The organism is Thermomonas sp. HDW16 (assembly GCF_011302915.1).
GTDB lineage: Bacteria > Pseudomonadota > Gammaproteobacteria > Xanthomonadales > Xanthomonadaceae > Thermomonas.
In genome coordinates, this window is the sequence record NZ_CP049872.1 from 296,606 (window position 1) to 320,492 (window position 23,887).

Genomic DNA, 23,887 nt, shown 5'->3' on the forward strand with positions numbered 1-23,887 from the left:
CACCATCGCCGGACCCGTGGCCTTGCGCTTCTACAATGCGCACATGCATTTCCCAATCACCAACCTGCTGCCGGAAATTCGCGCCTCGCTGGCCACGCATCCGCGCCTGGTGCTGGAAGCGCCGCCCGGTGCCGGCAAGACCACCCAGGTGCCGCTGGCCCTGCTGGATGCCGATTGGCTGGGCGGTCGCAAGATCGTGATGCTGGAACCGCGTCGCGTGGCCGCGCGCGCCGCCGCCGGGTTCATGGCGAAGCAGTTGGGCGAAGTGGTTGGCCAGACCGTGGGCTACCGCATCCGCTTCGAGAACAAGATCGGCCCAAACACGCGGATCGAGGTCGTCACCGAAGGCATCCTCACCCGCATGCTGCAGGACGATCCGCTGCTGGAAGGCGTCGGTGCGCTGCTGTTCGATGAATTCCACGAACGCCACCTGGCTGGCGATCTTGGCCTTGCCTTGGCATTGGACGTACAGGCCGGATTGCGCGAGGACCTGCGCATCGTGGTGATGTCGGCCACGCTGGATGGCGAAAGATTGGCCAGCTTCCTCGATGCACCGCGCTTGAGCAGCGCCGGTCGCAGCTATCCGGTGGAGGTCGCGCATTTCCCGGCGCGCCGCGAGGAAGCCGTCGAGCATCAAACGAAACGCGCGATCGAACATGCGCTGGCCACGCACCCGGGCGATCTGCTGGTGTTCCTGCCCGGGCAGCGCGAGATAGCGCGCGTGGATGCCGCGTTGGCGAATGCGAACATCGATGCCGACGTGCTCGCGTTGCACGGCGAACTGCCGATCGAACAACAAAGCCGGGTGCTGCAACCCGCAAGCGATGGCCGCCGCCGCGTGGTGCTCGCGACGAACGTCGCCGAATCCAGCGTGACCCTGCCGGGTGTTCGCGTGGTGATCGATAGCGGACAGGCGCGCGAGCCGCGCTTCGATCCGAACAGCGGCTTCGCGCGATTGGACGTGGTGACGATCTCGCAAGCCTCTGCCGATCAACGTGCAGGCCGCGCCGGCCGCGTGGCGGAAGGCATCGCATATCGGTTATGGCCGCAGTCGCAGCGATTGGAGCCGCAGCGGCGGCCAGAAATCGCACAGGTGGAATTGGCGTCGCTTGCACTGGAATTGGCCGCATGGGGCAGCGATGCCTTGCGTTTCGTCGATCCACTGCCAGTCGGCGCGATGTCTGCGGCGCGCGACTTGCTACAGCGGCTGGATGCGCTGGATGCGAAGCATGCGATCACCGCACGCGGCCGGCGCATGCTGGCGTTGGGCACGCATCCGCGTTTGGCGGCGATGTTGCTGGCCTCGAACGATCCGCAACGCATTGCGCTGGCTTGTGATCTGGCGGCACTGGTCGAAGCGCGAGACCCGCTTCGCTCGCGCAGCGATGCGCTGGCCGAACGGTGGCAGGCGTTGGCGGCGTTTCGCAACGGCCGCGTCGGTGTCGATGCCAATCGTTCGGCGTTGGCGGCGATCGATGCGGCATCGAAGCAATGGCGACGACGCCTGCGCTGCGACGCAGCGCCGCCTGCCAACGCGCCCGCATATGCGCTGGGCGACCTGCTTGCGCATGCCTTCCCGGATCGCATCGCGAAACAGCATCCGCAGGACGCGAAGCGCTACGCGTTGGCGAACGGGCGCATGGCGAAGTTGTTCGATGATTCCGCGCTGTACGGCGAACCGTGGATCGTCGCCAGCGAGCTGCGCTTCGAGGCGAAGGACGCCTTGTTGTTGCGTGCCGCGCCGGTCGACGAGGCATATCTGCGGACAGCCTTCACCGCGCATTTCCGCGAAGGCGATGAGGTGCGTTGGGATACGCACAAACGCGCGCTTGTCAGTGAACGCATCGAGCGTTTCGACGGCATCGTGCTGTCCAGCAAATCGGCCGGACGCGTTGACCCAACGCTAGCGGCTCAGGCATTGACCGATGCGGTGCACGAACTCGGCTTGTCCGCGTTGCCGTGGGGCGAAGCGCTGTCGCAATGGCGCGTGCGCGTGCAATGTCTGCGTGCATGGATGCCGGAACTGGAACTGCCCGAGTTGTCCGATGCAGCGTTGCTGGTCTCGCTGGACGATTGGCTGAAGCCCGCCTTCGTCGGCAAGACCCGGCTGGAGGCGCTGGACGAAATCGAGCTGGCGGAAGTGCTGAAATCCGGTGTGGACTGGAACCTGCGCCAGCGCATCGACCAGCTGGCGCCGACGCGATTGGCAGTGCCGTCGGGCATGGAACGCCGCATCGAATACCTGATGGATGATCATGGTGAAGCGGCATCGCCGGTGCTGGCAGTGAAGCTGCAGGAATTGTTCGGCCTGGCGGAGACCCCGCGCGTGGCCGATGGCCGCATCGCGTTGACCATCCATCTGTTGTCGCCTGCGGGCCGGCCGCTGCAGGTGACACAGGATCTGCGTGGTTTCTGGGAGCGCACCTATCCGGAAGTGAAGAAGGAAATGAAGGGTCGTTATCCGCGGCATCCGTGGCCGGACGATCCGTGGAATGCGACGGCGACGCATCGTGCGAAGCCGCGCGGGACATGAAGCCCGCCGCGGGCTGAATGATCAAGGCGGACGATCACGCCTCGTGAACGCAGGGCTGCGGAGACTGCCGGCATCGTTTCCGTCCATCGAGGGTACCCCATGAGCAAGCTCGGCAACGCGCAGGATCGTGCGCTGGAACTGATCGGCGAACTTGGCGACGGTATCCGCAAGGCGGTGCCGGACAAGGCGATGCAATGGGTGGAAACTGGCGCCGCGCTGGGTGCGCTGCGCACCGGCAGCAAGGTGGCAACGAAATTCGTGCGCCGCAATCCGGTGCTGGCCACCGTGGCGGTGGCCGGTGCCGGCCTGTTGTGGCTTGCGGCGCGTCAGCGCGCCAAGCAGGCGGAAAACGGACCGATCGAAGGCCGCGCGACCCGGATCGACGCCAAGCCTGCCGCCGCCAAGCCGCGGGCGACACGCAAGCGGACGGCAGCAGCCAACGGTTGACCGCGACATACCGCCGCGCGGCGTTACCCTGCCGCCTGCGGCAACTCAAGGATGAAACAGGCGCCGCCGCCTTCGCGATCCTCGTACCAGAGTTGACCGCCGGCGTCGGCCACGATCTGCCGCGCCAACGACAGGCCAAGGCCGCTCGACAGCCCGCCTGCAGGATCGTGTTCGCTCAATCGCTGGAACGGCTTGAACAATTCGCGTTGCTTCGCGGCAGGAATGCCGGGGCCGCGATCCTGTGCCAGCAATTGCCAGTAACCAGGCGAAGACGCGCGCACGACCAATTCCAGTTCGCCGCCGGCCACTGCGTATTTCATCGCGTTGGTGACCAGGTTTTCGGCGACCTGGCGCAGCACCAGGGATTCGATCGCCACCTGTCCGACCGGGTTCGGCACGCGTAGCGACAGCCGCATGCCGTTGGCTTCCAGCTGCAGTTCATAGCGTTCGACCAGCCAGTCGACGGTGTCACGCAGGCAGGCGGATTGCGTGGCGGAAGTCTGCGCCTTCGCCGAATCCAGTGCGCTGGCCTGGCTTTCCAGATAAGTGCGGATGTAGCCCACTGCGTCCTGCGCGCTCTCGCGGATGATCTGCAGGTAACGCGGCGCGCGTTCCGGCTTGCAGCCGGGTTGCTGCAGCATTTCGCTGGCGAACAAGACGCTGGTCAGCGGGTTCTTGAGATCGTGGGCGACCAGGTTCACCAGCTCCTGGCGTTCGCGTGCGACCCGTTCGAGCCGGTCGCGGGCCTGTTTGAGGCCGATATGCGCACCAACCCGGGCTAGCAGTTCCTCCGGCATGAATGGCTTGGTGACGTAATCCACTGCGCCGGATTCGAAGGCGCGCAACAGTAGCTCGCGGTCGTGCGCGGCGGTCAGGAACACGGCAGGCACGTCGCGCAGTTGCGGTTCCGCGCGCAAGGCGGCGAGCAGCTCGAAGCCGTCCATGCCCGGCATCATCATGTCCAGCAGGATCAGGTCGGGCGTTTGCGTCTGGATCGCGAGCAGCGCTTCCGGCCCGCTGGCGGCGGGGATCACTTCGTAGCCGTTGCGGCCGAGCAGGATGCCGACCACCTTGACGTTCGCGGATTGGTCGTCGACGACCAGGATCTTGCCGGCGGCAGTGGGATTGCTCGTACCCGATGAGGACATGGATGGCGTTCCCCGGCGCCGATGCATGAACACGCCCTGCAGTGTGGCGTGGATCGTGCGCCGCGAACAACCGGATTTCGCCCTTTTTTCGGGTAGGAAAAGGCCTACCAGCTGAAGCGTTCAGCTGGCGCGTTCAGAAAACACCGTTAGCTGTTCACGATTCGCCATTCGCCGGGCATCAGTGCTTCCATTCGGTAGTTGGCAATCGCGACGCGCACCAGCCGCAAGGTCGGCAGGCCCACGGTGGCGGTCATTCGCCGCACCTGGCGGTTGCGGCCCTCGCGGATGCTTAGTTCGATCCAGGCGTCGGGCACCGTCTTGCGAAACCGTACCGGCGGATCGCGTGGCCACAGCGTTGGCGCATCGATGCGCTTTGCCTGCGCCGGCAGGGTGGGCCCATCGTTCAGCACCACGCCGTTTCGCAGCGCGTCGAGCGCGGCCGCATCGGGATCGCCTTCCACCTGCGCCCAATAGGTTTTCGCCTGCTTGTGCTTCGGATCGGTCAGCCGATGCGCCAGTGCGCCGTCATCGGTGAGCAGCAGCAGGCCTTCGGAATCGAAATCCAGTCGGCCCGCCGGATACACGTCGGGCGGCAGGCCGAATTCCGCCAGCGTGCGTCGCGGCGGCGGGCTGCGGTCGGTGAATTGGCAAAGCACGCCATAGGGCTTGTTGAAGGCGATCAGCATGGCGTGGCGCGTGGCTCAGGTGGGCTTGCGGAAGCGCAACGTCATGCGGTCGCTTTCGCCGATTGCCTGATACTTGGCGTCGTCCGCCGCGTCGTGGCGATTGGTTGGCGGCAGCGTCCACACGCCGTTCGGATGATTCGTATCGTCCTTCGGATTGGCATTGACCTCGCTGCTGGCGACCAGCTGGAAGCCGGCGCGTTGCGCGAGTTCGACCACCAGGTCGCCGGTCAGGTAGCCGCTCTTCTTCATCGCGTCCAGGTCGGTGCCCGGCTTGGCGCGATGGTCGACCACGCCCAGCGTGCCGCCCGGCTTCAGTACATCGAAGAAGGCCTTGAAGTAGGCATCGGCCGTCTCCGCGGCGACCCAGTTGTGCACGTTGCGGAAGGTGAGTACCGCATCGGCACTGCCGGCGGCGCCCAGCACCGGCAGCTTGCCGTCGTATTCCAGCCACTGGACCTTGCCATAGCGGGCGGGATCGGCCGCGAACTTGGCCTGCAGCGCAGCGTTGCGTCGACCGCCGCCGCTATCAGCAGCAGCTGCGGAAGTTGCGGCGACATAGCGCCCGTCGGCGCCCAGGTAGGGCGCCAGGATTTCGGCATACCAACCACCGCTGGGGCTGATCTCGATGACGGTGTCGGTGGGCTTCACGCCGAAGAAGGTCAGCGTTTCGGCAGGGTGTCGGTAGGCGTCGCGCGCCACGTTCTTCGAATCGCGCCAGTCGCCGGCGATGCTGGCGGCGAGCGCGGCATTCGCGCGCAACGGCGGGACCGGCGAAGTGGCTTGCGGTGCGTTGTCGGCGCTGCTGCCAGCGGTGGTCGTGCAGGCGCTCGCGGCAGCGACAAGGCAGGCGGCGGCGAGCAGGCGAATCGTCATGGCAGGCTCCAGGATGCGTGTCCGGCTAGGGTAACGCGCCGCTGTCTGCGATGATCGTGAAAACACGAAGCCCGGCAGTGCGCCGGGCTTCGTGGGTTTCGCGATGTGCGCAGGTGTCAGGCTACGAGCGCATCCAGCGCGGCATTGAAGGTTGCGCTGGGACGCATCGCTGCCGACAACTTGCCCATGTCCGGCTGGTAATAACCGGCAATATCCACCGGCTTGCCCTGCACCGCGATCAACTCCTCGACGATCTTCGCTTCGTTCTCCGTCAGCGTTTTCGCCAGCGGGGCGAACAGTGCAGCGAGTTCCGCATCCTGCGTCTGTTCGGCCAGTGCCTGCGCCCAGTACAGCGCGATGTAGAAGTGGCTGCCGCGGTTGTCGATGGTGCCCAGCTTGCGGCCCGGCGAGCGGTCCATGTCGAGGAACTCGGCATTCGCCGCATCCAGCGCATCTGCCAGCACCTGCGCACGCGCGTTGCCGGTGGTGTTGGCCAGGTGTTCGAACGATGCGCCCAATGCCAGGAATTCGCCCAGCGAATCCCAGCGCAGGTAATCCTCGGCCACGAACTGCTGCACGTGCTTGGGCGCGCTGCCGCCGGCACCGGTTTCGAACAGGCCGCCGCCGTTCATCAGCGGGACGATGGAGAGCATCTTCGCGCTGGTGCCCAGTTCCATGATCGGGAACAGGTCGGTGAGGTAGTCGCGCAACACGTTGCCGGTGGCGGCGATGGTGTCCAGGCCCTCGCGGGTGCGCTTCAGCGTGTGCCGCATCGCGCGGATCGGACTCATGATGCTGATGTCGAGGCCGGCGGTATCGTGTTCGTTGAGGTAGGCGGCGACCTTGGCGGTCAGGCCGCGATCGTGGTCGCGGCGCGGATCCAGCCAGAACACGACAGGCGTGTTCGACAGGCGCGCGCGGGTCACCGCGAGTTTCACCCAGTCGCGGATCGGCGCATCCTTGGTCTGGCACATGCGCCAGATGTCGCCGGCCTTCACCGGATGCTGCAGCAGCACGGTGCCGTGTTCGTCGATGACGCGTACGGTGCCGTCGCCGCTGATCTTGAAGGTCTTGTCGTGGCTGCCGTATTCCTCGGCCGCCTGCGCCATCAGGCCCACGTTGGGCACGCTGCCCATCGTCGCCGGGTCGAAGGCGCCGTGTTCGCGGCAGTCGTCGAGTACCGCCTGGTAGATGCCGGCGTAGTTGCGGTCCGGGATCACCGCCTTGGTGTCCTGCAGTTCGCCGGCCGCGTTCCACATCTTGCCGCTGTCGCGGATCATCGCCGGCATCGACGCATCCACGATCACGTCGCTCGGCACGTGCAGGTTGGTGATGCCCTTGTCGGAATTGACCATCGCCAGGCCCGGGCGCTGCGCATACAGCGCGGCGATGTCGGCCTCGATGCCGAGCCGCTGCGCCTCCGGCAGCTGGCCGATCTTGGCGAACAGGTCGCCGATGCCGTTGTTGGGGTCGAAACCGATTTCCGCCATCGTGCGCGGATGCTTCTCCAGCACCGGCGCGTAGAAGCGGCTGGTCACGATGCCGAAGATGATCGGGTCGCTGACCTTCATCATGGTCGCCTTCAGGTGCAGCGAGAACAGCACGTCGCGCGCCTTCGCATCCTCGATCTGCGCATCGACGAAGCTTGCCAACGCCGCCACGTCCATCACCGAGGCATCGATCACTTCGCCGGCCTGCACCTTGACCGGCGCGCGCAGCGGGAAGCTGCTGCCGGTCACGCTGGTGTATTCGATGCGCAGGCTGCCCGGGTTGACCATGGTGTAGGACTGTTCGCTGCCGTAGAAATCACCGGCTTCCATGTGCGCGACATGCGATTTCGACGCGGCATCCCACTTGCCCATCCGGTGCGGATGCTTGCGTGCGTAGGCCTTCACCGCCTTCGGTGCGCGGCGGTCGGAATTGCCTTCGCGCAACACCGGGTTGACCGCGCTGCCCATCGCCTTGGCGTAGCGTGCCTTGATGTCCTTCTCGCGCTCGCCCTGCGGTTCGTCCGGGTAATCGGGCAGCTTGTAACCCTTGCCCTGCAGTTCGACGATCGCCGCCTTCAGCTGCGGCACCGAGGCGCTGATATTGGGCAGCTTGATGATGTTGGCGTCCGGCGTCTTCGCCAGTTCGCCCAGTTCGCGCAGGTCGTTGCTGTTGCGCTGGTCTTCCGGCAGCAGGTCGTTGAACTGCGCCACGATGCGCGCGGCCAGCGAGATGTCGCGGGTCTCGACGTCGACGCCGGCGGTCTTCGCGTAGGCCTGCACGATCGGCAGGAAGGACGCGGTGGCCAGGAACGGTGCTTCGTCGGTCAACGTGTAGAGGATCTTGGACATGGCAGGCTCGGTCGCGGACTAAAGACGACCATTGTCGCGCGCGCGGCGGGCGCGGGCAAAACGGCGCGGTACGGCGGGGGAAAAACAAAGGGCCCGGTTTGCACCGGGCCCTTCGTTGCGGACGGCGATGCCGGCGCGCTTACTTCACTTCGAACTCGCGGGTCTGTACCACGGCGCCGTCCAGCGAGACCTCGACCTTGTACTTGCCGGTCGGCCAGCCATCCGGCTTGCTGATCTGGAAGTCGGTCACGCCGTCGCCGGCGAAGGTCATGTCCTTGCTCTCTTCGTGCACGGTCTGGTTGCTGTCCACGTGGGTCCACTTCGCGCCCAGCTTGCCGGTGACCGAGGCGGCCGGGTCGCTGGTGCCGGTCGATACGGCGGCGTAGATGTTCGCGTCCTTCGGCGAGAAGGTGGTCATTGGCGCGGAGACGCGCATGTCGGCACCCACGGCATTGCCCAGGTCGACGCTGTTGACCATGGCGGTCGCCGCCATCGGCGCAGGCGTCGGGGCCGGAGCCGGAGCGGTTTCCACGGCGGGCGGCGGCACCGGTTCTTCCTTCTTCTTGCAGCCGACCAGCGCGGCACTGCCCAGCACTGCGGCCAGCATGGCCATGTGGAGACGGTTGAGCTTCATGGGAAATCCTTGAGGTTGGTGGTGGCGGGATCGAAGGGGCGAAACGTCAGTCGTGCGCCGGGATCTTGAGAACCTGGCCCGGGAAGATCTTGTCCGGATTGTCCAGCTGGTCGCGGTTGGCGTCGAAGATTGGCTTCCAGTCGGGCTTGCCGTAGAAGTGCTTGGCGATCTTGGAAAGATTGTCGCCGCTCACCACGGTATAGGACTGTTCGCCGGTGCCGCCGCCACCGCCCTCGTTGATCTGTTCGGTGGATTGCACGCTGCCGGTGACATTGCTGAAGTCAGGCTTGGCGGGTGCGTCGGCTTCGGTCGAGGTCACGCTGCCGGTCACGTTGGAGAAATCGGGTTTGCCGTTCTGGCTCATTGCAGGTCTCGTGAAAGGCGGGCAAGGGCCCGCACCGGCGCGACAGTGCCACGACGAGTGTTAAGACGGCATTGCGGCCGGGTGATCGCCGGGTTACTGGCGTTCGCTACGGCTTGGCGCGGGCGCGGCCAGGCCAGGCGATGTGCGCCAGGGATTGATGTCCAGGCCGCCGCGACGGGTATAGCGTGCCTGCACAGAGAGCGTTTGCGGCCGGCAACGCGCCATCAGGTCGGTGAAGATGCGCTCCACGCATTGCTCGTGGAATTCAGCGTGGTCGCGGAAGCTGACGATGTAGCGGAGCAGGCCGGCACGATCCAGGCGCGGGCCGCGATAGGCGATGGCCACATCCGCCCAATCCGGCTGTCCGGTGACCGGGCAATTGGATTTCAGCAGTGCGCTGGTCAGGGTTTCCTCGACGACCTCCGCTGCATCCGCCGCCAGCAGTGACGCATCGGGTGGGCCGTACTGGTCGATGGCGATGTCGAGGGTATCGATGCTGTCGCCTTGGTTCGCATGCATCGGCGGCAAGCCGAAGGCCATCGACACCGGCGCGCCAGCGGCGGCCGACAAGTCGGCCCCGATCTGTATGCGCAACGCCTCGGCATCGGCGAAACGCGTGCTGTTGCAGGAGTTCAGGTACAGCTTGAACGACTTGGATTCGATCAGCTGCGGCGAATCGGCCGGCACCTCGAAGGTGGCGGTGGCCACTTGCGGCTTGCCCTGCATGTCCAGCCACGACAATTCGTACGCGTGCCAGCGATCCACCCCGGCGAACGGCAACGCTTCGCCATCGATGCCGATGGCCACGCGGCCCAACGCACGCGGGATCGGATACAGCAAACCGGCATCGAACTGTTGCGGATAGGCGACTTCGCGACCGAGCGCGGAGCCGGAGACATCATTCGGGTTCATTCGCTGCGGTGCTCCAGGGCAAGGTATTCGGCCGATCGCATCTCGATCAGCCGCGAGGCCGTGCGTTCGAACGCGGCGACCAGGCGTTCGCCGCTGTAAAGATCCGTTGGCGCGGCATCGGCGGTGCAGATCAGGTTGACGTGGCGGTCGTAGAGTTCGTCGATCAGGTGCACGAAGCGGCGGGCGGCATCGTCGCGGTCGGCATTCATCCGCGGGATGTCGCCGAGCAGCACGGTGTGGAATTCGCGGGCGATCTCGATGTAATCGGCATTGCCGCGCGGGCCTTCGCATAGCGCGGTGAAGTCGAACCAGCACTGGCCCTTGCAGCGCGCACGCACCGGGATGCGGCGGCCGTCGATCACGATGCCGGCATCCACGTGCGCATCGTCACCGCCAAGCGCACGCCAGCGTTCGCCCAACCAGGCATCGGAACCGGCGTCCAGCGGTGCGCGATACACCGGCGAACGGGTCAAGGCACGCAGGCGGTAATCGTGCTCGCTGTCCAGGTGCACGACAGCGCATTGCCGCTCGATCAAGGCGATCGCCGGCAGGAAGCGCGCGCGCTGCAGGCCGTCCTTGTACAACTCGCCTGGAGCGGCATTGGAGCTGGTGACCAGCACCACGCCTTCGGCGAACAGGCGTTCCAGCAGGCGGCCCAGCAGCATCGCGTCGCCGATGTCGCTGACGAAGAATTCGTCCAGCACCAGCACCCGCAACGTGGCGCGCCATTCCTTGGCGATGATCGCCAGCGGGTCGCGTTCGCCGGCGTGTTCGCGCAGGCGCTGGTGCACGTCGCGCATGAAGCGGTGGAAATGGGTGCGGCGCTTTTCCGCGATCGGCAGGCCTTCGAAGAACAGGTCGATCAGGAAGGTCTTGCCGCGGCCCACGCCGCCCCACAGGTACAAGCCATGCGGTGCAGGCGCTCCCTGCGCGCCGAATAGGCGGGCGAACGGTCCCGGTGCCGAGACCGGTTCCAGCACGGCCGCGTGGATGCGGTCGAGCTCGCGCAGCGCCTCCTGTTGCGCGGGATCCTGCAGCCAGTCGCCGCGCGCCACGCCATCGGCATAGCGCTGCGAAGGGAGCCGTGCATCGGTCATGCAGACGGAGCCGGCAACCAGTCGCGCACGCCGTTCTTCACCGCGCCGCGCAGGTCCATCAGCTTGCGATGGAAGAAATGGCTGGTGTCCGGCATCCGCACCAGTTCCGGTTGCCGCGGCAGGGTGGCCAGCCAGGCATACACGGCCTGCGGATCGACCACTTCATCGGCATCGCCCTGGATCACCAGCCACGGCGCGGTGGGGAGGTCGATCGCGGAGAAGTCCCAGTTGCGTCCCACCGGCGGGGCGATCGAGAGCAGGGCGGCCGCGCCCAGTTCCACCGCCAGCCGCAGGGAAATGTAGGCACCGAAGCTGAAACCGGCCAGCCACAAGGCCTTGTCCGGATGCTGCGCGCGAGCCCAGGCGGCGACCGCACGCAAGTCGTCGAGTTCGCCCGCGCCGTCGTCGAACGTACCTTCGGACTGACCGACGCCGCGGAAGTTGAAGCGCAGGGTGGTCACGCCGGATTCGCGCAAGGCGCGCGCCGCCATCGTCACCACCTTGTTGTGCATGGTGCCGCCTTCGGTCGGCAGCGGGTGGCAGATGATCGCCAGCACGGGGCGTGCCGCCACGTCCGCCTCCGGGGCATCGAGCGCGGCCTCGATCCGTCCGGCGGGACCGTCCAGGAACAAGGGGGCGGGATCGGTGGCGATGTTCATCGGTACCTATGATGCCGCAGGCATGGTCAAGCGGGCGTGTGGCCCGGAAACGACAACGCCGCCCGCAGGCGGCGTTGAACGACGGCGCGACAGGCTTACTTGCTCTGCGCGACCATCCATTCGACCGTGGCTTTCACCTGCTCGTCGGTCAGGGCCGGGTTGCCGCCCTTGGCAGGCATCACGCCGGTGCTGCCGGTGAAACCTTCGGTCGCCTTCTTGACCAGTTCGTCGAGGCCCTGCGCCGCCACACGCGCACCAATCCCTGCCGCGTCCAGCTTGGGCGCGCCGCCGGCACCGGAGGTATGGCAGCCGGTGCACAGGTTGCCGAAGATGGTCTTGCCATCGGTGGTGCCGCCGTAGGCGACCTGCGAGGCCGCCGCCTCCGCCGCGGCCTTGACCGCTTCCGCTTGCTGGGCTGCGCCGGTGGCGCCGGCATACACCGCACCGATCGGGGCGATGCGGTTCAGCACGCGCTGTTCGGCGGCCGGGTCCGGGTCGTGCTTCACGGTGCCATTGATGTGGTGCGCGAACAGGATCAAGCCCACCGTCACGGCGGCCAGGAAGGCCAGCACCATCGAGAAGCGCTTGAGGAATTCAAGATCGTAGTTGCGCACGATTCACCTGCAAAGTAATGCGGCGAAGGCCGCCAAACCGGGGAATTATTCCAGAACTGCAGCGTGCGTGCGAGATCAGCCAGTTAAGGGTGCAGCCAGCGGCCCGTTGCAGGGCTGCACGTGGATCGTCGTTGCAGAATCAATACCTTCACGTATGTATCTCGTGCAGCGCAGCATTTCCCCCATGGCAGTTGTCCGGCAATGCCTTGATGGAATGGAATTGCGCGAGGCAGAACAAGAGCTTCAGCGGGTCACGATGCAACCGTGACCATGCGCACGGTTGACAACGTAACCAATTGCCGGCGATAACTCGCTCTTAACAGGGGATGAATCCAGCAGGGCACGGACGCCAAGCGCGCGCCTTGGTCTTGTCGGGGCAATCCACTTGCAGTCATCAGGCGTACCTGCTTCGGGCGGGCGCGGCGGGTGGTTTTCCAGTTTTGCCGTGGCCACGGCAAGACCACAACTTGGAATGGAATCGGGGGATCTCATGAGCAGCAACCGGAACGCGGGCAAGACGACCAAGGCGCGGCGTAGCCGCATTTACAAGGTCACCCCGATGACCCGCGCGGTGCGATCCGTGCTGGCGGCGTCCACCCTGGCGCTGGCGCTGGGAACCGGCGGCAATGCCTACGCCGGCAACTGCCCGCCGACCCAGGGCCAGTCCATCGTCCTGCGTTGCGAGAATGCTTCGATCGACACGGCACCGGTGTTCGACCTGACCACCGTGCCGCATGCCTTCGGTCCGACCGGCAATTCGCAGTCGCTGATCGGCGATGGCAAGACACACGCAGATTCTGCTTGGTTAATTCTCCCATTTGGCTTCAGTTGGTATGCGCCGTTTCCCGTTTCAGGTAGCAATAGTGGTGACTTGCATGCCATACATGTTGAATCAACAAATGGATCGATTTACAGCGGCTATAACACCTACGCTGTATCGGCAACGTCCAGTGGCGGTGAGGCGGTTGGCATCTATGCAGTGGCTACAGGGAGCAATGCGCTCAACAATTCCGGCTCCCTGACAGCCGATGGCTACACCGATGCCGCCGGCATCGCTTCGTTCGGCGTGGACGACGTCACCGTCATCAACAGCGGCGACATCAGCGCAACCGCCTACATGGGCAATGCCTACGGCGTGCTGGCGGTGGCCGACAGCGGCAACGTGGCCATCACCAACAGTGCCGCCACCATCAATGCGTCCTCGACCTACGGCAACGCGTTCGGCCTGCAGGGCATCAGCACCGATGGTGCCGTGGACATCCACGCCAACGGTAACGGCGCCATCAACGCCAGAACCTATTACGGCGATGCCGCCGGCATTTTCGCCGCCAGCACGGCAGGCGATGTCTACGTCTACAACAACACCTCGATCGATGCGTATAGCGTCTACGGCAACGCGACAGGCATCGATGCCTACAGCGATGCGGGCAGCGTCACCGTCAGCAACGTGGGCCCGATCAATGCCGATAGCGTCTATGGAAACGCGACCGGCATCAACGCCTACAGCAATGCCGGCGATGTGCTGATCGGCAATGCCGGCGGTGTCGACGTGTACACCCGCTACGGTTCGGCGATCGGCCTGTACGGCTACAGCGGTACCGGCAACGTCACCATCAACAACAACGGCAACATCAGCGCCTATTCGTACGCGGGCCTGGCGGACGGCATCTTCGCCTCGGGCGCGGACATCACCATCACCAACTCCTCGGTATCGACGATCGGCGTCAACGGTACCGGCTGGGCCGCGGGCATCGAGGCGCGTGGCACGGGTACCGTCTCGGTCACCAACAACAACGGCGGCGAGATCTACGCGTATGCGTACGGGGCCGGTGGATTCGCAGCCGCCTACGGCATCTATGCCGCGGGTGCCGATGCCACCGTAGCCAACAGTGGCCGGATCGAAGCGCAGGGCTATTACGCCACCGGCATCCGCACCCAGACCTATGGCGATGTCAGTGCCACCAACGACGGCAGCATCTACGCCGGCACCACCACCGACAGCGCGCTCGCCTGGGGTATCCGGGCGGAGGCGACGGGCGAAGGCGCAGCCATCACCATCGGCAACAGCGGCGACATCACGGCCGCGGCCGTCTATGGCGCCACCGGCATCGAAGCCGTGGCCAGCGGCCTTGGCGGCACCGCAAGCGTCACCAATACGGGCGACATCATCGTCACCCAGAATCGCGCGATCACCAGTTACGGCGGCTATGGCGTGCTGGCGTCGGCGGACGGCGATTCGACCATCTACAACGATGGTGGCTATGTCGACGTGACCTCCAGGGGGCCGGCATTCGGCCTGGCCAGCAATTCCTTCGCCGGCACCGCCAGCGTCACCAATACCGGCGATGTCTATGCCACCAGTACGTTGAGCTCGTCCGCCAATCCGTCGATCGGCGCCACGGGACTCTTGGCGTTCTCGGGCAATGGCGACGCCTCGGTGGACAACAGCGGCAATGTGTACGCGCATGGCGTCAGGAGCAGCACCGGCATCAGCGCTAGTGCCGGGGCGGACGGCAACGCGACGGTGACCAACAGCGGCGACATCGTGGCCACCACCAACGTGGCCAGCAACGCGCGTGCGAATGGCATCAGGGTCGCGGCCGGCAACGGCAACATCGAGGTCGAGAACAGTGGCTCGATCTATGCCAGCGGCGCGATCCTGGCGTTCGGCATCTATTCGTCGAACACCGCCGGCGATACCCATCTCTACAACACGACGGATGGCGACATCGAGTTCTACTCCTATGCCGGACGGGGTTTCGGGGCATTCGCGTTCGCCGAACAGGGCGACGTGAATTTCGAAAACGCCGGTTACATCCACGGCTACTCTTGGCAGCAGGCCTACGGCGCACGCGTGCGCGACCTGTATGGCGATGCATCGGCCAGCAACAGCGGCTACATTGATATCGAAAGCGGCAACAACAGGGCGTTCGGCCTGTTGGCGGTGTCCCAGTACGCCGGTACGGCCAGCGTCAGCAACAGCTACGGCGGCTACATCAATGTGGTTGCAGCCACGGGTGCCTATGGCGCGCGCGTCTATGGCGTGGACGGCGCAAATGCGGACAACAGCGGGGAAATTCGCGCGAGCGGCGGTACCGCGGCGGTCGGCGTGATGGCCGACTCCGGTGGCGAAACAACGGCCAGCAATAGCGGTCGCATCGTCGCGAACGGCGACGCGGTGGCGATCGGCATGCTGGTGGCGGGTGACGCTGGCGCCACGGTGACCAACACCGGTGGCGTGATCTTCGCGTATTCGCAAGGTGGTACGGCCACCGGCATCGACGCAAGCTCCAGCGCCGGCGATGTCACGGTAACCAATGCCAGCAGCATCTATGCGATCAGTGCGTCCTCCAATGCGTATGCCGTGTCGGCCTACGGCTATGGCGATGTGGTTGTCGACAATGACGACTTCGTGTTGGCCTACTCGGGCGCCAACGGCAACGCGATCGGTCTGTACGCCTACAGCGTGGCCGGCAATGCAACGGTCACCAACAGCGGCCAGGCCATCGCGAACGCCGCGGACGGCCTGGCCGATGGCATCTTCGCCTCGGGTGCGGATGTCACGATCGACAACTCGGGCGTGGCCATGGCGACCACGCACTACGGCGCATGGGCCGCGGGCATCGAGGCGCAGGGCACGGGTACCGTTTCGGTCGCCAATAGTGGCCAAGTGTATGGGAACACGTCCGAGGTGGGCGCACATGCGTACGGTATTTACGCCACCGGTGCGGATGTCACGGTCGCCAACAATGGTGGCCTGATTGCCGTCAGTGGCTATTACGCGACCGGCATCGAGGCCCAAAGCACCGGCGATGTCAGTGTTTCCAACACCGGCGCGGTGCTGGCCGGCTATAGCTATTTCGGCAGCAGCGAACTGGCTGTTGGCATCAACGCCTCGAGCAATGGCGAAGGCGCTTCGGTCACCGCGGACAATGGCGGCGATATCTATGCGGCCGGCACGTACGGCGGCACCGGCATTGCGGCGACGGCATCCGGCGCGGGCGGTACGGCCAGCATCACCAACACGGGCGATATCTACGCATCGCAGACCGGCAAGTACGGTTACGGCGCATACGGCATGGTGGCGTCGGCTGATGGCGACGCGACCGTGAACAACGATGGCGGCACGGTGGACGCGATCTCGCAGGGGGCCGCAAATGGCGCGGTGGCGCTGTCCTTCGCGGGCGATGCCAGCGTCACCAATAGCGGCGATGTCACGGCAAGGAGCACGTATAGCCTGGAAGACACGGCCAATGGCCTCGTGGCGTTTGCCGGTTATGGCGATGCGCATATCGACAACAGCGGTACGGTCAACGCGTCGAGCAAGTACTACTGGGCAACGGCGGCGGATGCGCGTGCGTTCGGCGACGTGGAGGTGACCAACAGCGGATCGCTGTACGCCGATGGCCTGAAGTATGCGTTCGGCGTATATGCATCGGCCGGCACCGGCGACGTGAACGTCACCAATGAAGCCGACGGCGACATCGGGTTCTACTCGTACTACGGACGTGGCTGGGGCGTATTCGGGTTTGCGTCGCAGGGCGATGTGAACGTCACCAACGATGGCGTGATCGAGGGTTATGCCGCCGGCCAGTCGGCCGGCATCTTCGGTCGCGCGGCGCAGGGCGACGTGACGGTCGAGAGCAGTGGTTCGATCGGCGTGGTCAGCGGTGACAACGTGGCGCTTGGCGTGTTTGCTCGTGCCGACTACGGCACGGCCAGCGTCAACAACAGCGGCGACATCACTGCCAACGGTGGCTACGCGGCGTACGGCGTCTTCGCGCGCGGCGCATACGCCGATGTCAGCAACAGCGGCGATATCCTGGCCATAGGCTACAACTACGCCACCGGCATCTTCGCGGCGTCCGAATACGGCACCACGGTGACCAATGCCGGCGGCAGCATTTCTGTGTATTCGCGCGGTGCCGCATACGGCATCGACGCACGCTCCAGCGGCGGCGATGTCACGGTGACCAATGCCAGTGACATCGCTGCCTTTGGTCAGGATCTGGGTGCGTTCGGCATATCGGCGCAGGCTTATGGCGATGTGACGATCGACAACATTGGCGATGTCTACGCGTATTCGTATGACGGCGATGCGACCGGCGTGTATGGCTATAGCGCGACCGGCGACGTCGCGATCACCAATAGCGCCGGCGTCGAGGCGTATTCGTACAACGGTACGGCGATAGGCCTGAGTGGATACGCCGACGTTGGCGACGTCGCGATCACCAATAGCGGTGAAGTCAGGGCGGAATCCTATTACGGCCTTGCCGACGGCATTTTCGCCTCGGGCGCGGATGTAGCGGTCACCAGCTCGGGCACGATCAGCAGCTACGGCTATACCTGGTCCGCGGGCATCGAGGCGCAAGGCACCGGCATCGTGTCGGTCACCAACAGCGGCGGGATCTACGCGGTCGCTTACGACGCGGGTGCGCATGCCTATGGCATCTATGCCACGGGCGCGGACGTCACTGTCGCGAACACTGGCGATATCGAAGCGCAGGGCTACTACGCCACGGGCATCGAAGCGCAAAGCACCGGCGACGTGAGCGTCACCAATGACGGTGGCGTGGTGGCGGGCATGCCCTACACGTCGGCGCTGGCAACCGGCATCAACGCGTCGAGTAATGGCGAAGGTGCCTCGGTTACCGTGACCAGCAACGGCGATATCTCGGCGCAGGGTTACTACGGCGGCACCGGCATTGCGGCGACGGCATCCGGCGCGGGCGGTACGGCCAGCATCACCAACACGGGCACGATCTACGCCTCCCAGTACAACAAGTACGGTTATGGCGCGTACGGCATCGTGGCTTCGGCCGATGGCGATGCGACGGTGGACAATGCCGGTGGCAGCATCGAGGTGTACTCGGCAGGCGTTGCCAACGGTGCGGTGGCGATGTCCTTCGCGGGCGACGCCAGCGTGACCAACAGCGGCGATGTCACCGTCGAAAGCACTGCGCTGCTGGACTACGCAGCGAGTGGTTTGGTGTCGTTCGCTGGGTATGGCAACGCGAATATCGACAACAGCGGCTCGGTGGACGTCACCAGCCCGTACTCGGCGACGGCGGCGGACGCGCGTGCGTTCGGCGACGCGAACGTGACCAACAGCGGATCGCTGTACGCCGATGGCCTGAAGTATGCGTTCGGCGTGTATGCAACGGCCGGCACCGGTGACGTCAACGTCAGCAATGAAGCCGACGGCGACATCGGGTTCTACTCGTACGTGGGCCGTGGCTGGGGCGTGTTCGGGTTTGCGTCGCAGGGCGACGTGAACGTGGCCAACGAAGGCATGATCGAGGGTTACGCCTATGGCCAGTCGGCCGGCATCTTCGGTCGCGCGGCGCAGGGCGACGTGACGATCGACAGCAGCGGTTCGATCGACGTAACCAGTGGCGGTGACGTGGCGGTGGGCGCTTTCGCCCGCGCCGATTACGGCACGGCCAGCGTCAACAACAGCGGCGATATCACTGCCAGCGACTTCCCGGGCGGGGATTTCATCGGCGACACCGCGTACGGCATCTTCGCGCGTGGCATGTATGCCGATGCCAGCAATAGCGGCAGCATCGTGGCGGACGGTTACTACTACGCCACCGGCATCTTCGCGACCTCGCTCGAAGGCACCACGGTGGCCAATACCGGCGGCAGCATCACGGCGACCGCCGAATATGGTGCAACCGGTATCGATGCGCGTTCTGCGGATGGCGATGTCACGGTGACCAATGCCGGCGATATCACCGCAACCACGACGGTCGACGGCACCGCTTACGGTATCTTTGCCCAGGGCATCTATACCGACGTGGTCAATAGCGGCACGATCACTGCGGACGGCTACCCCTACGCCACCGGCATCGCGGCGCGTTCGGACGAAGGCACCTCGGTGCAGACGGCGGCGAGCAGTCAGATCGAGGTCACGGCACCAGTGGTGGCGATCGGCATCGAGTCCCGTTCCGAATACGGTGATGCGGTGGTCGGCAACGCCGGGGATATCACCGCTACCGCCAACTATGGTGCGGTTGGCGTGCAGGCTTACAGCTACGCCGGCGACGTGATGGTCAACAGCAGTGGCCACGTCGACGCCAGCGCGGACAGTGGCATCGCGCTTGGCCTCAGCGGCTACTCGTACTACGGCAATGCCTCGGTCGGCAACAGCGGCGATGTCACTGCGACGGGGTATGTCGGCGCTTACGGCATCGTCACCCAGTCCTATGCGGGTGATGCCTCGGCCAGCAACACCGGCAGCATCCAAGCGAGCTCCGACCAGGTTGCAGCGGCGATTTTCGCCAGGGCCGAAGGCGACGTGACCATCGGCAACTCCGGCGAACTGACGGCGGACGCTTACGCCGCATACGGTATCGATGCGATGTCCTACACGGGCAACGTGACGATCACCAACTCCGGCGACATCACCGCGACGGCAGCCGCTGGTGGATTCGCCGCGGCTGTGCAGATGCAGTCGGTCGACGGGCAAACCACGCTCAACAATGCGGGAAGCGGCAACATCCATGTGGATGCGGGCGCGTATGCCGTGGTCGGCGGCGATACCACCGATACGATCAACAACAGTGGCGACATCACGGGTTCGATCGCCTTGTACGGTGGCAATGACGTCATCAACAACGCGTTCGGCGGCACGATTTCGCTGGTTGGCGCGACCATCGACATGGGCGATGGCGACGATGCCGTCAATACCGCGATCGGCAGCAACCTGGTGATGGATGGCGCCGCCATCTACATGGCCGGCGGTTCCGCGAACAGCTTCACGAACGCAGGTGTGATCGTCGTTCGCGGCGACACCAACCTGATCGACATGGGCGGCGGTACGCCTGCTCCTGCATTGGCGGCTTCGATTGCGTCGGCATTCAACCAGCCTGTCGCGATGTCGGTTTTCGCACCAACCGCGGTTCCCTCGCTCAACGCGATTCCGTTCATCAACAATGGCACGATCGATTTCGTCGATGGCGCGACCGATGATGTCCTCACGATCGTTGGCGACATGGGGGGTAGCGGCGCGCTCAATATCGACGTGAGCATGCTCAACCAGTCGGCCGACCAGCTGTACGTGGATGGCAGCATCGTCAGCGGTTCGAGCCAGGACGTGAACCTCACGTTGCAGGGCTTCCCGAACGGCACCGAGGATCCGATTCCGTTCGCGCATGTCAGCGGCAATTCGAGTGCCAGCTCGTTCGTGGACGGCCAGGTACTGGGCGTTTCGGTGGCCAACTTCCTGACCCTTGGCCTGACGGTCATCAGCGATATCGACACCACCAATGCCCGTGACGACGTGTTCTCGATCGGACTGGATGTCACTGGCTTGAGCGACGCGGGCACCTTGGGCGCGTCGTTGGCATCGGGTGCGGCTGGCTTCCTCAACAGCCAGATCGGTACCTTCCGCCAGCGTCTGGGCGTGAACCCATATGGCGATTCCGGCAAGGTGATGAGCGCCTTCTTCCGCGCCTATACCGACGATGGCGACGTGAATCCGACGCATCAGGAAGTCAATTTCGGCGGCGATGGCAACTACGCCTACAACCAGACCAGCTGGGGCCGCGAGTTGGGCGTGAACGCCAACCTCTTCGGCAACTTCCATGCAGGCGTGGTGCTGGGCAATGCTGATAGCCGGCAGCGGCTCACTGGCGATGGCCACGGCGAGAACCGCATGAGCGGTATGACGTGGGGCGCATATGCCACGTGGTACGTGCCGCAAGGCTTCTACGTCGACCTGACCGGTCGCTGGATGGCCGCCGATGTCCGCTCCACGACATCTGCGGGGACGTTGACCGCGCGGGCACATACTTCCGCCGCCAGCATCGAAGCCGGTTACCAGTGGGCGTTCGGGAATGGCTTAATGGTGGTGCCGCAAGCGCAATACACCCGCACCAAGGTGGACGGCATCAGCACCATCCACGGGCCGGACGTGGACTTCCAGGCCCACGGCGGTACTTTCTCGCGCGGTCGCCTTGGCGTTGAATTGAACAAGGCGTTCCAAGTGGGCGGGGCGACGATCACGCCTTACGGCTCGGTCAATGCGATCCGTGAATTCGATGGGGAGAGCACCTACACCATCGCGGGCAGGTACGACGGCAGCACGGGCGTCAAGGGCACCAGCACCATGGTCGAGTTGGGCGTCGGCGCACACAAGGGCGCCTTCGACGTCACCATTGGTGCCAACTGGACCGATGGCGGCGCCATCGACAGTGGCCTTGGCGGGCAGGCGATCATCCGTTACGCCTGGTAATGACAACAAGCAACAGGCGCGGGCCCGGTCAATCCGGGCCCGCTTGATCAAGCAAGACTCTGGAAGGCACGTGACAAGCAATAAAACAAACGAAGAAGCACCGATCCAGGAAAACCAGGACAAGCAGGATCTCGATACAGGCCTTGATGCGGTTGCACCGGAACCGGCCAAGACGGAAGCCGCCAAGGATGCGGTCAGCAAGCCGCTGGACATCACCAAGCTGAAGGTTCAGAAGTCGTGCTCGCGCGGTCTTGCCTCATGGCTGGGGCAGCACCGGTTGTCCCTGGCGATCACGTCCTACCAGACCGGGCGGATCTACCTCGTCGGTAGCGATCAGAAGGGCCGGGTGTCGTTCTTCGAGCGTATCTTCGAGCGCGCCATGGGCGTGGTCGGCAATGCGCAGCGTATCTATCTGGGTGGGTTGTACCAACTGTGGCGGTTCGAGAACGTGTTGCGTCCGAACGAAGTCATCCACGGCCAGTTCGACAAGTGCTATGTCCCGCGCAACGCACAAACCATCGGCGATCTGGATATCCATGAGTTGGGTATCCGGAAAGATGGCAAGGTGGTGTTCGTCAACACCAAGTACTCCTGCCTTGCCGAGTTGAGCCAAACACACAGCTTCAAGGCGATCTGGAAGCCCAAGTTCATCAGCAAACTGGCACCGGAGGATCGCTGCCACCTGAACGGGTTGGCGATGGTCGATGGTGAACCCAAGTACGTAACGGCCGTCTGCCGCAGCGACAGCGTGGATGGTTGGCGCGACCGACGCCAGGACGGTGGCGTGGTGATCGACGTGGAAACGGACGAGATCGTCTGCGAAGGGTTGTCGATGCCGCATTCGCCGCGTTGGCATAACGGCAAGCTGTGGGTGCTCAATGCGGGTACCGGCCAGCTCGGTTGGGTGGATTTTGAAAAGAAGGCCTTTGTCCCGCATGCGTTCGTACCGGGCTTCGCGCGGGGCTTGTCGATCATCGGCAATGTCGCGGCAGTGGGTCTGTCCAAGCCGCGCAACCAGCGTTTCGAGGGGTTGCAGCTGGATGAAGAGTTGAAAAAGCGGGATGCCGATCCTTGGTGTGGCGTGCAGATCATTTCGCTGACCAATGGCGATGTCATGAACTGGATTCGCTTCGAAGGCGATATTTCCGAGATCTTCGACATCAGCTTCCTGCCCAATGTGAAAAATCCGATGATGATCGGTTTGCGCACAGCGGAAATCCGTGACCTGATCACGTTTGAATCCGAATTGCCGACGGAGGCATCAGCTTCATGATTCACCGATCCTTCACCGCAAAAGTACTGCTGGCCGTATTGGCAACTTTCCCGCTTCATGTGCTGGCGCAAGTCCAGGTCCAGCAGGCGATGCCCGCGCCGAAGCCTGCGCAGGCGACGAAGCCCTTGTCGTCCAAACCGGCCGTGGATCCTGCTGCGGAAGCCTTCGGTGCATGGGACAAGGATCGTAATGGCGCGCTCTCGTTTCCCGAATTCCGGGCCGGATGGGTGCAAGCGCAGCGCATGGCTGAACTGCAGGCGCGCCTACGCCATCAATTCATGACCGTGGATGTAAACGACAACAAGGCGATCGACCCGGCGGAATACGGCAGTTTGCTGCTGATCAAGAATGCCGGTAAATCCGCGCCGCAGATGTCGGTCTTCGATGCGAACCGCGACGGCAAGCTGGAATTCAACGAATACGTGAAGCTCGTGGGCACGTTGGCACCGAAGGATTCCGGCAAGGGTGCCGCCAAGTGAAGATATCCATTGCGCCGGTCTGGAAGGAAATGACGCCGGATCTCGTCGAAGAGTTGGTCGATTTCTGGCGTGACAACAAGGCGATCGAAGATCCGGCCATTGCCAAGCGTCGTGCCGCGCAAGTTGTCTGCATTGCCCGGGACGAAAACGGCGCGTTGTGCGGCGTTGGTACCGCACTCATCAAGGTGTTGCCGAGGCTTCGCCAGCCGATGTACTACTACCGGCAATTCTTCGCCAAGGCACTTCGTGGCCAACACCAGGAACTTGCGTTCTATCAACAATGCAAGCAAGTCTTGCAGGGATACAACCAGGGCCTGAAAAAGCCGGAAAGTCTCGGTCTTCTGGTGGAAGTTGAGAACAGCAAGATCGCGGCTGCGTACAAGCGGGCATACGAACCCAGTTTCGACGCAACCTTCATCGGATACTCGCCCCGGGGATTGCAGTTGAGGGTGTCCTATTTCGATGATGCCCAATTGTTGATACCGGTACCGCTGCGCAAGCAAGGGCCGGCAGCACGCGGTACCGCGCAACACGATCCAGCTCATGTCACACCCGCAACCCGGCGCGGCAAAGGCCGGTCCTGATAATCAC

16 protein-coding genes are annotated in these 23,887 nt (G+C 64.4%); 6 read left to right on the forward strand and 10 right to left on the reverse strand.

The window, feature by feature from the left end; translation table 11 throughout:
• Positions 1-43: 43 nt before the first annotated feature.
• Positions 44-2,533, forward strand: coding sequence for an ATP-dependent helicase HrpB (gene hrpB / locus G7079_RS01305; protein WP_166054814.1), 2,490 nt, complete (start codon positions 44-46; stop codon positions 2,531-2,533).
• Positions 2,534-2,632: 99 nt separating this feature from the next.
• A complete protein-coding gene (locus tag G7079_RS01310; RefSeq protein ID WP_166054816.1) occupies positions 2,633-2,980 on the forward strand; it encodes a hypothetical protein in 348 nt (115 codons plus the stop codon).
• A gap of 23 nt (positions 2,981-3,003) precedes the next feature.
• On the opposite strand, the gene G7079_RS01315 is transcribed toward G7079_RS01310, so the two are convergent.
• From G7079_RS01315 to G7079_RS01360, 10 genes are all read right to left on the reverse strand, one after another.
• A complete protein-coding gene (locus tag G7079_RS01315) occupies positions 3,004-4,128 on the reverse strand; it encodes a hybrid sensor histidine kinase/response regulator (protein ID WP_166054818.1) in 1,125 nt (374 codons plus the stop codon).
• Positions 4,129-4,274: 146 nt separating this feature from the next.
• On the reverse strand, positions 4,275-4,814 hold the full coding sequence (locus G7079_RS01320) for a pseudouridine synthase (RefSeq protein ID WP_166054820.1): 540 nt from the start codon (positions 4,812-4,814) through the stop codon (positions 4,275-4,277).
• A gap of 15 nt (positions 4,815-4,829) precedes the next feature.
• Positions 4,830-5,687: a class I SAM-dependent methyltransferase gene (locus G7079_RS01325; protein WP_166054822.1), complete on the reverse strand. Its 858-nt coding sequence runs from the start codon at positions 5,685-5,687 to the stop codon at positions 4,830-4,832.
• 116 nt (positions 5,688-5,803) lie between these two features.
• Positions 5,804-8,026: an NADP-dependent isocitrate dehydrogenase gene (locus G7079_RS01330; protein WP_166054824.1), complete on the reverse strand. Its 2,223-nt coding sequence runs from the start codon at positions 8,024-8,026 to the stop codon at positions 5,804-5,806.
• A 139-nt stretch (positions 8,027-8,165) separates the two neighbouring features.
• The gene (locus G7079_RS01335; protein ID WP_166054826.1) at positions 8,166-8,660 is read right to left on the reverse strand and encodes a hypothetical protein; all 495 of its coding nucleotides are present in this window, start codon (positions 8,658-8,660) and stop codon (positions 8,166-8,168) included.
• A gap of 46 nt (positions 8,661-8,706) precedes the next feature.
• Positions 8,707-9,024 (reverse strand): LysM peptidoglycan-binding domain-containing protein, encoded by a 318-nt coding sequence (locus tag G7079_RS01340; RefSeq protein ID WP_166054828.1) that lies wholly within the window; start codon positions 9,022-9,024, stop codon positions 8,707-8,709.
• 93 nt (positions 9,025-9,117) lie between these two features.
• Positions 9,118-9,936, reverse strand: coding sequence for an NADPH-dependent 7-cyano-7-deazaguanine reductase QueF (queF, locus tag G7079_RS01345; protein WP_166054830.1), 819 nt, complete (start codon positions 9,934-9,936; stop codon positions 9,118-9,120).
• Positions 9,933-11,033: a cell division protein ZapE gene (gene zapE / locus G7079_RS01350; RefSeq protein ID WP_166054832.1), complete on the reverse strand. Its 1,101-nt coding sequence runs from the start codon at positions 11,031-11,033 to the stop codon at positions 9,933-9,935. The genes queF and zapE overlap by 4 nt, the downstream gene beginning before the upstream one ends.
• Complete coding sequence (locus G7079_RS01355; RefSeq protein ID WP_166054834.1) at positions 11,030-11,692, reverse strand: alpha/beta hydrolase; 663 nt, start codon at positions 11,690-11,692, stop codon at positions 11,030-11,032. The genes zapE and G7079_RS01355 overlap by 4 nt, the downstream gene beginning before the upstream one ends.
• Before the next feature lie 95 nt (positions 11,693-11,787).
• Entirely contained in the window at positions 11,788-12,306 is a 519-nt protein-coding gene (locus tag G7079_RS01360; RefSeq protein WP_166054836.1) for a c-type cytochrome, read from the reverse strand.
• A 490-nt stretch (positions 12,307-12,796) separates the two neighbouring features.
• Between G7079_RS01360 and G7079_RS01365 the strand changes: the two genes are divergently transcribed.
• Genes G7079_RS01365 through G7079_RS01380 form a run of 4 tightly spaced genes read left to right on the forward strand, consistent with a single transcriptional unit; the run spans position 12,797 to position 23,880 of the window.
• Positions 12,797-21,544 carry a hypothetical protein gene (locus tag G7079_RS01365; protein WP_166054838.1) on the forward strand — a complete coding sequence of 2,916 codons (8,748 nt, stop codon included), beginning with the start codon at positions 12,797-12,799 and terminating at the stop codon, positions 21,542-21,544.
• Positions 21,486-22,817, forward strand: coding sequence for a TIGR03032 family protein (locus G7079_RS01370; RefSeq protein ID WP_240906211.1), 1,332 nt, complete (start codon positions 21,486-21,488; stop codon positions 22,815-22,817). The genes G7079_RS01365 and G7079_RS01370 overlap by 59 nt, the downstream gene beginning before the upstream one ends.
• Positions 22,814-23,296 carry an EF-hand domain-containing protein gene (locus G7079_RS01375; RefSeq protein WP_166054840.1) on the forward strand — a complete coding sequence of 161 codons (483 nt, stop codon included), beginning with the start codon at positions 22,814-22,816 and terminating at the stop codon, positions 23,294-23,296. The genes G7079_RS01370 and G7079_RS01375 overlap by 4 nt, the downstream gene beginning before the upstream one ends.
• Positions 23,293-23,880, forward strand: coding sequence for a hypothetical protein (locus G7079_RS01380; protein ID WP_166054842.1), 588 nt, complete (start codon positions 23,293-23,295; stop codon positions 23,878-23,880). Before G7079_RS01375 ends, G7079_RS01380 begins: the two co-directional genes overlap by 4 nt.
• Positions 23,881-23,887 lie beyond the last annotated feature (7 nt).

Excerpts from the sequence above, each read along its gene's own strand:
- hrpB (WP_166054814.1), top strand. The coding sequence starts at position 44 with ATGCATTTCCCAATCACCAACCTGCTGCCGGAAATTCGCGCCTCGCTG.
- G7079_RS01310 (WP_166054816.1), top strand. The coding sequence starts at position 2,633 with ATGAGCAAGCTCGGCAACGCGCAGGATCGTGCGCTGGAACTGATCGGC.
- G7079_RS01315 (WP_166054818.1), bottom strand. The coding sequence starts at position 4,128 with ATGTCCTCATCGGGTACGAGCAATCCCACTGCCGCCGGCAAGATCCTG.
- G7079_RS01320 (WP_166054820.1), bottom strand. The coding sequence starts at position 4,814 with ATGCTGATCGCCTTCAACAAGCCCTATGGCGTGCTTTGCCAATTCACC.
- G7079_RS01325 (WP_166054822.1), bottom strand. The coding sequence starts at position 5,687 with ATGACGATTCGCCTGCTCGCCGCCGCCTGCCTTGTCGCTGCCGCGAGC.
- G7079_RS01330 (WP_166054824.1), bottom strand. The coding sequence starts at position 8,026 with ATGTCCAAGATCCTCTACACGTTGACCGACGAAGCACCGTTCCTGGCC.
- G7079_RS01335 (WP_166054826.1), bottom strand. The coding sequence starts at position 8,660 with ATGAAGCTCAACCGTCTCCACATGGCCATGCTGGCCGCAGTGCTGGGC.
- G7079_RS01340 (WP_166054828.1), bottom strand. The coding sequence starts at position 9,024 with ATGAGCCAGAACGGCAAACCCGATTTCTCCAACGTGACCGGCAGCGTG.
- queF (WP_166054830.1), bottom strand. The coding sequence starts at position 9,936 with ATGAACCCGAATGATGTCTCCGGCTCCGCGCTCGGTCGCGAAGTCGCC.
- zapE (WP_166054832.1), bottom strand. The coding sequence starts at position 11,033 with ATGACCGATGCACGGCTCCCTTCGCAGCGCTATGCCGATGGCGTGGCG.
- G7079_RS01355 (WP_166054834.1), bottom strand. The coding sequence starts at position 11,692 with ATGAACATCGCCACCGATCCCGCCCCCTTGTTCCTGGACGGTCCCGCC.
- G7079_RS01365 (WP_166054838.1), top strand. The coding sequence starts at position 12,797 with ATGAGCAGCAACCGGAACGCGGGCAAGACGACCAAGGCGCGGCGTAGC.
- G7079_RS01370 (WP_240906211.1), top strand. The coding sequence starts at position 21,486 with ATGGCGGCGCCATCGACAGTGGCCTTGGCGGGCAGGCGATCATCCGTT.
- G7079_RS01375 (WP_166054840.1), top strand. The coding sequence starts at position 22,814 with ATGATTCACCGATCCTTCACCGCAAAAGTACTGCTGGCCGTATTGGCA.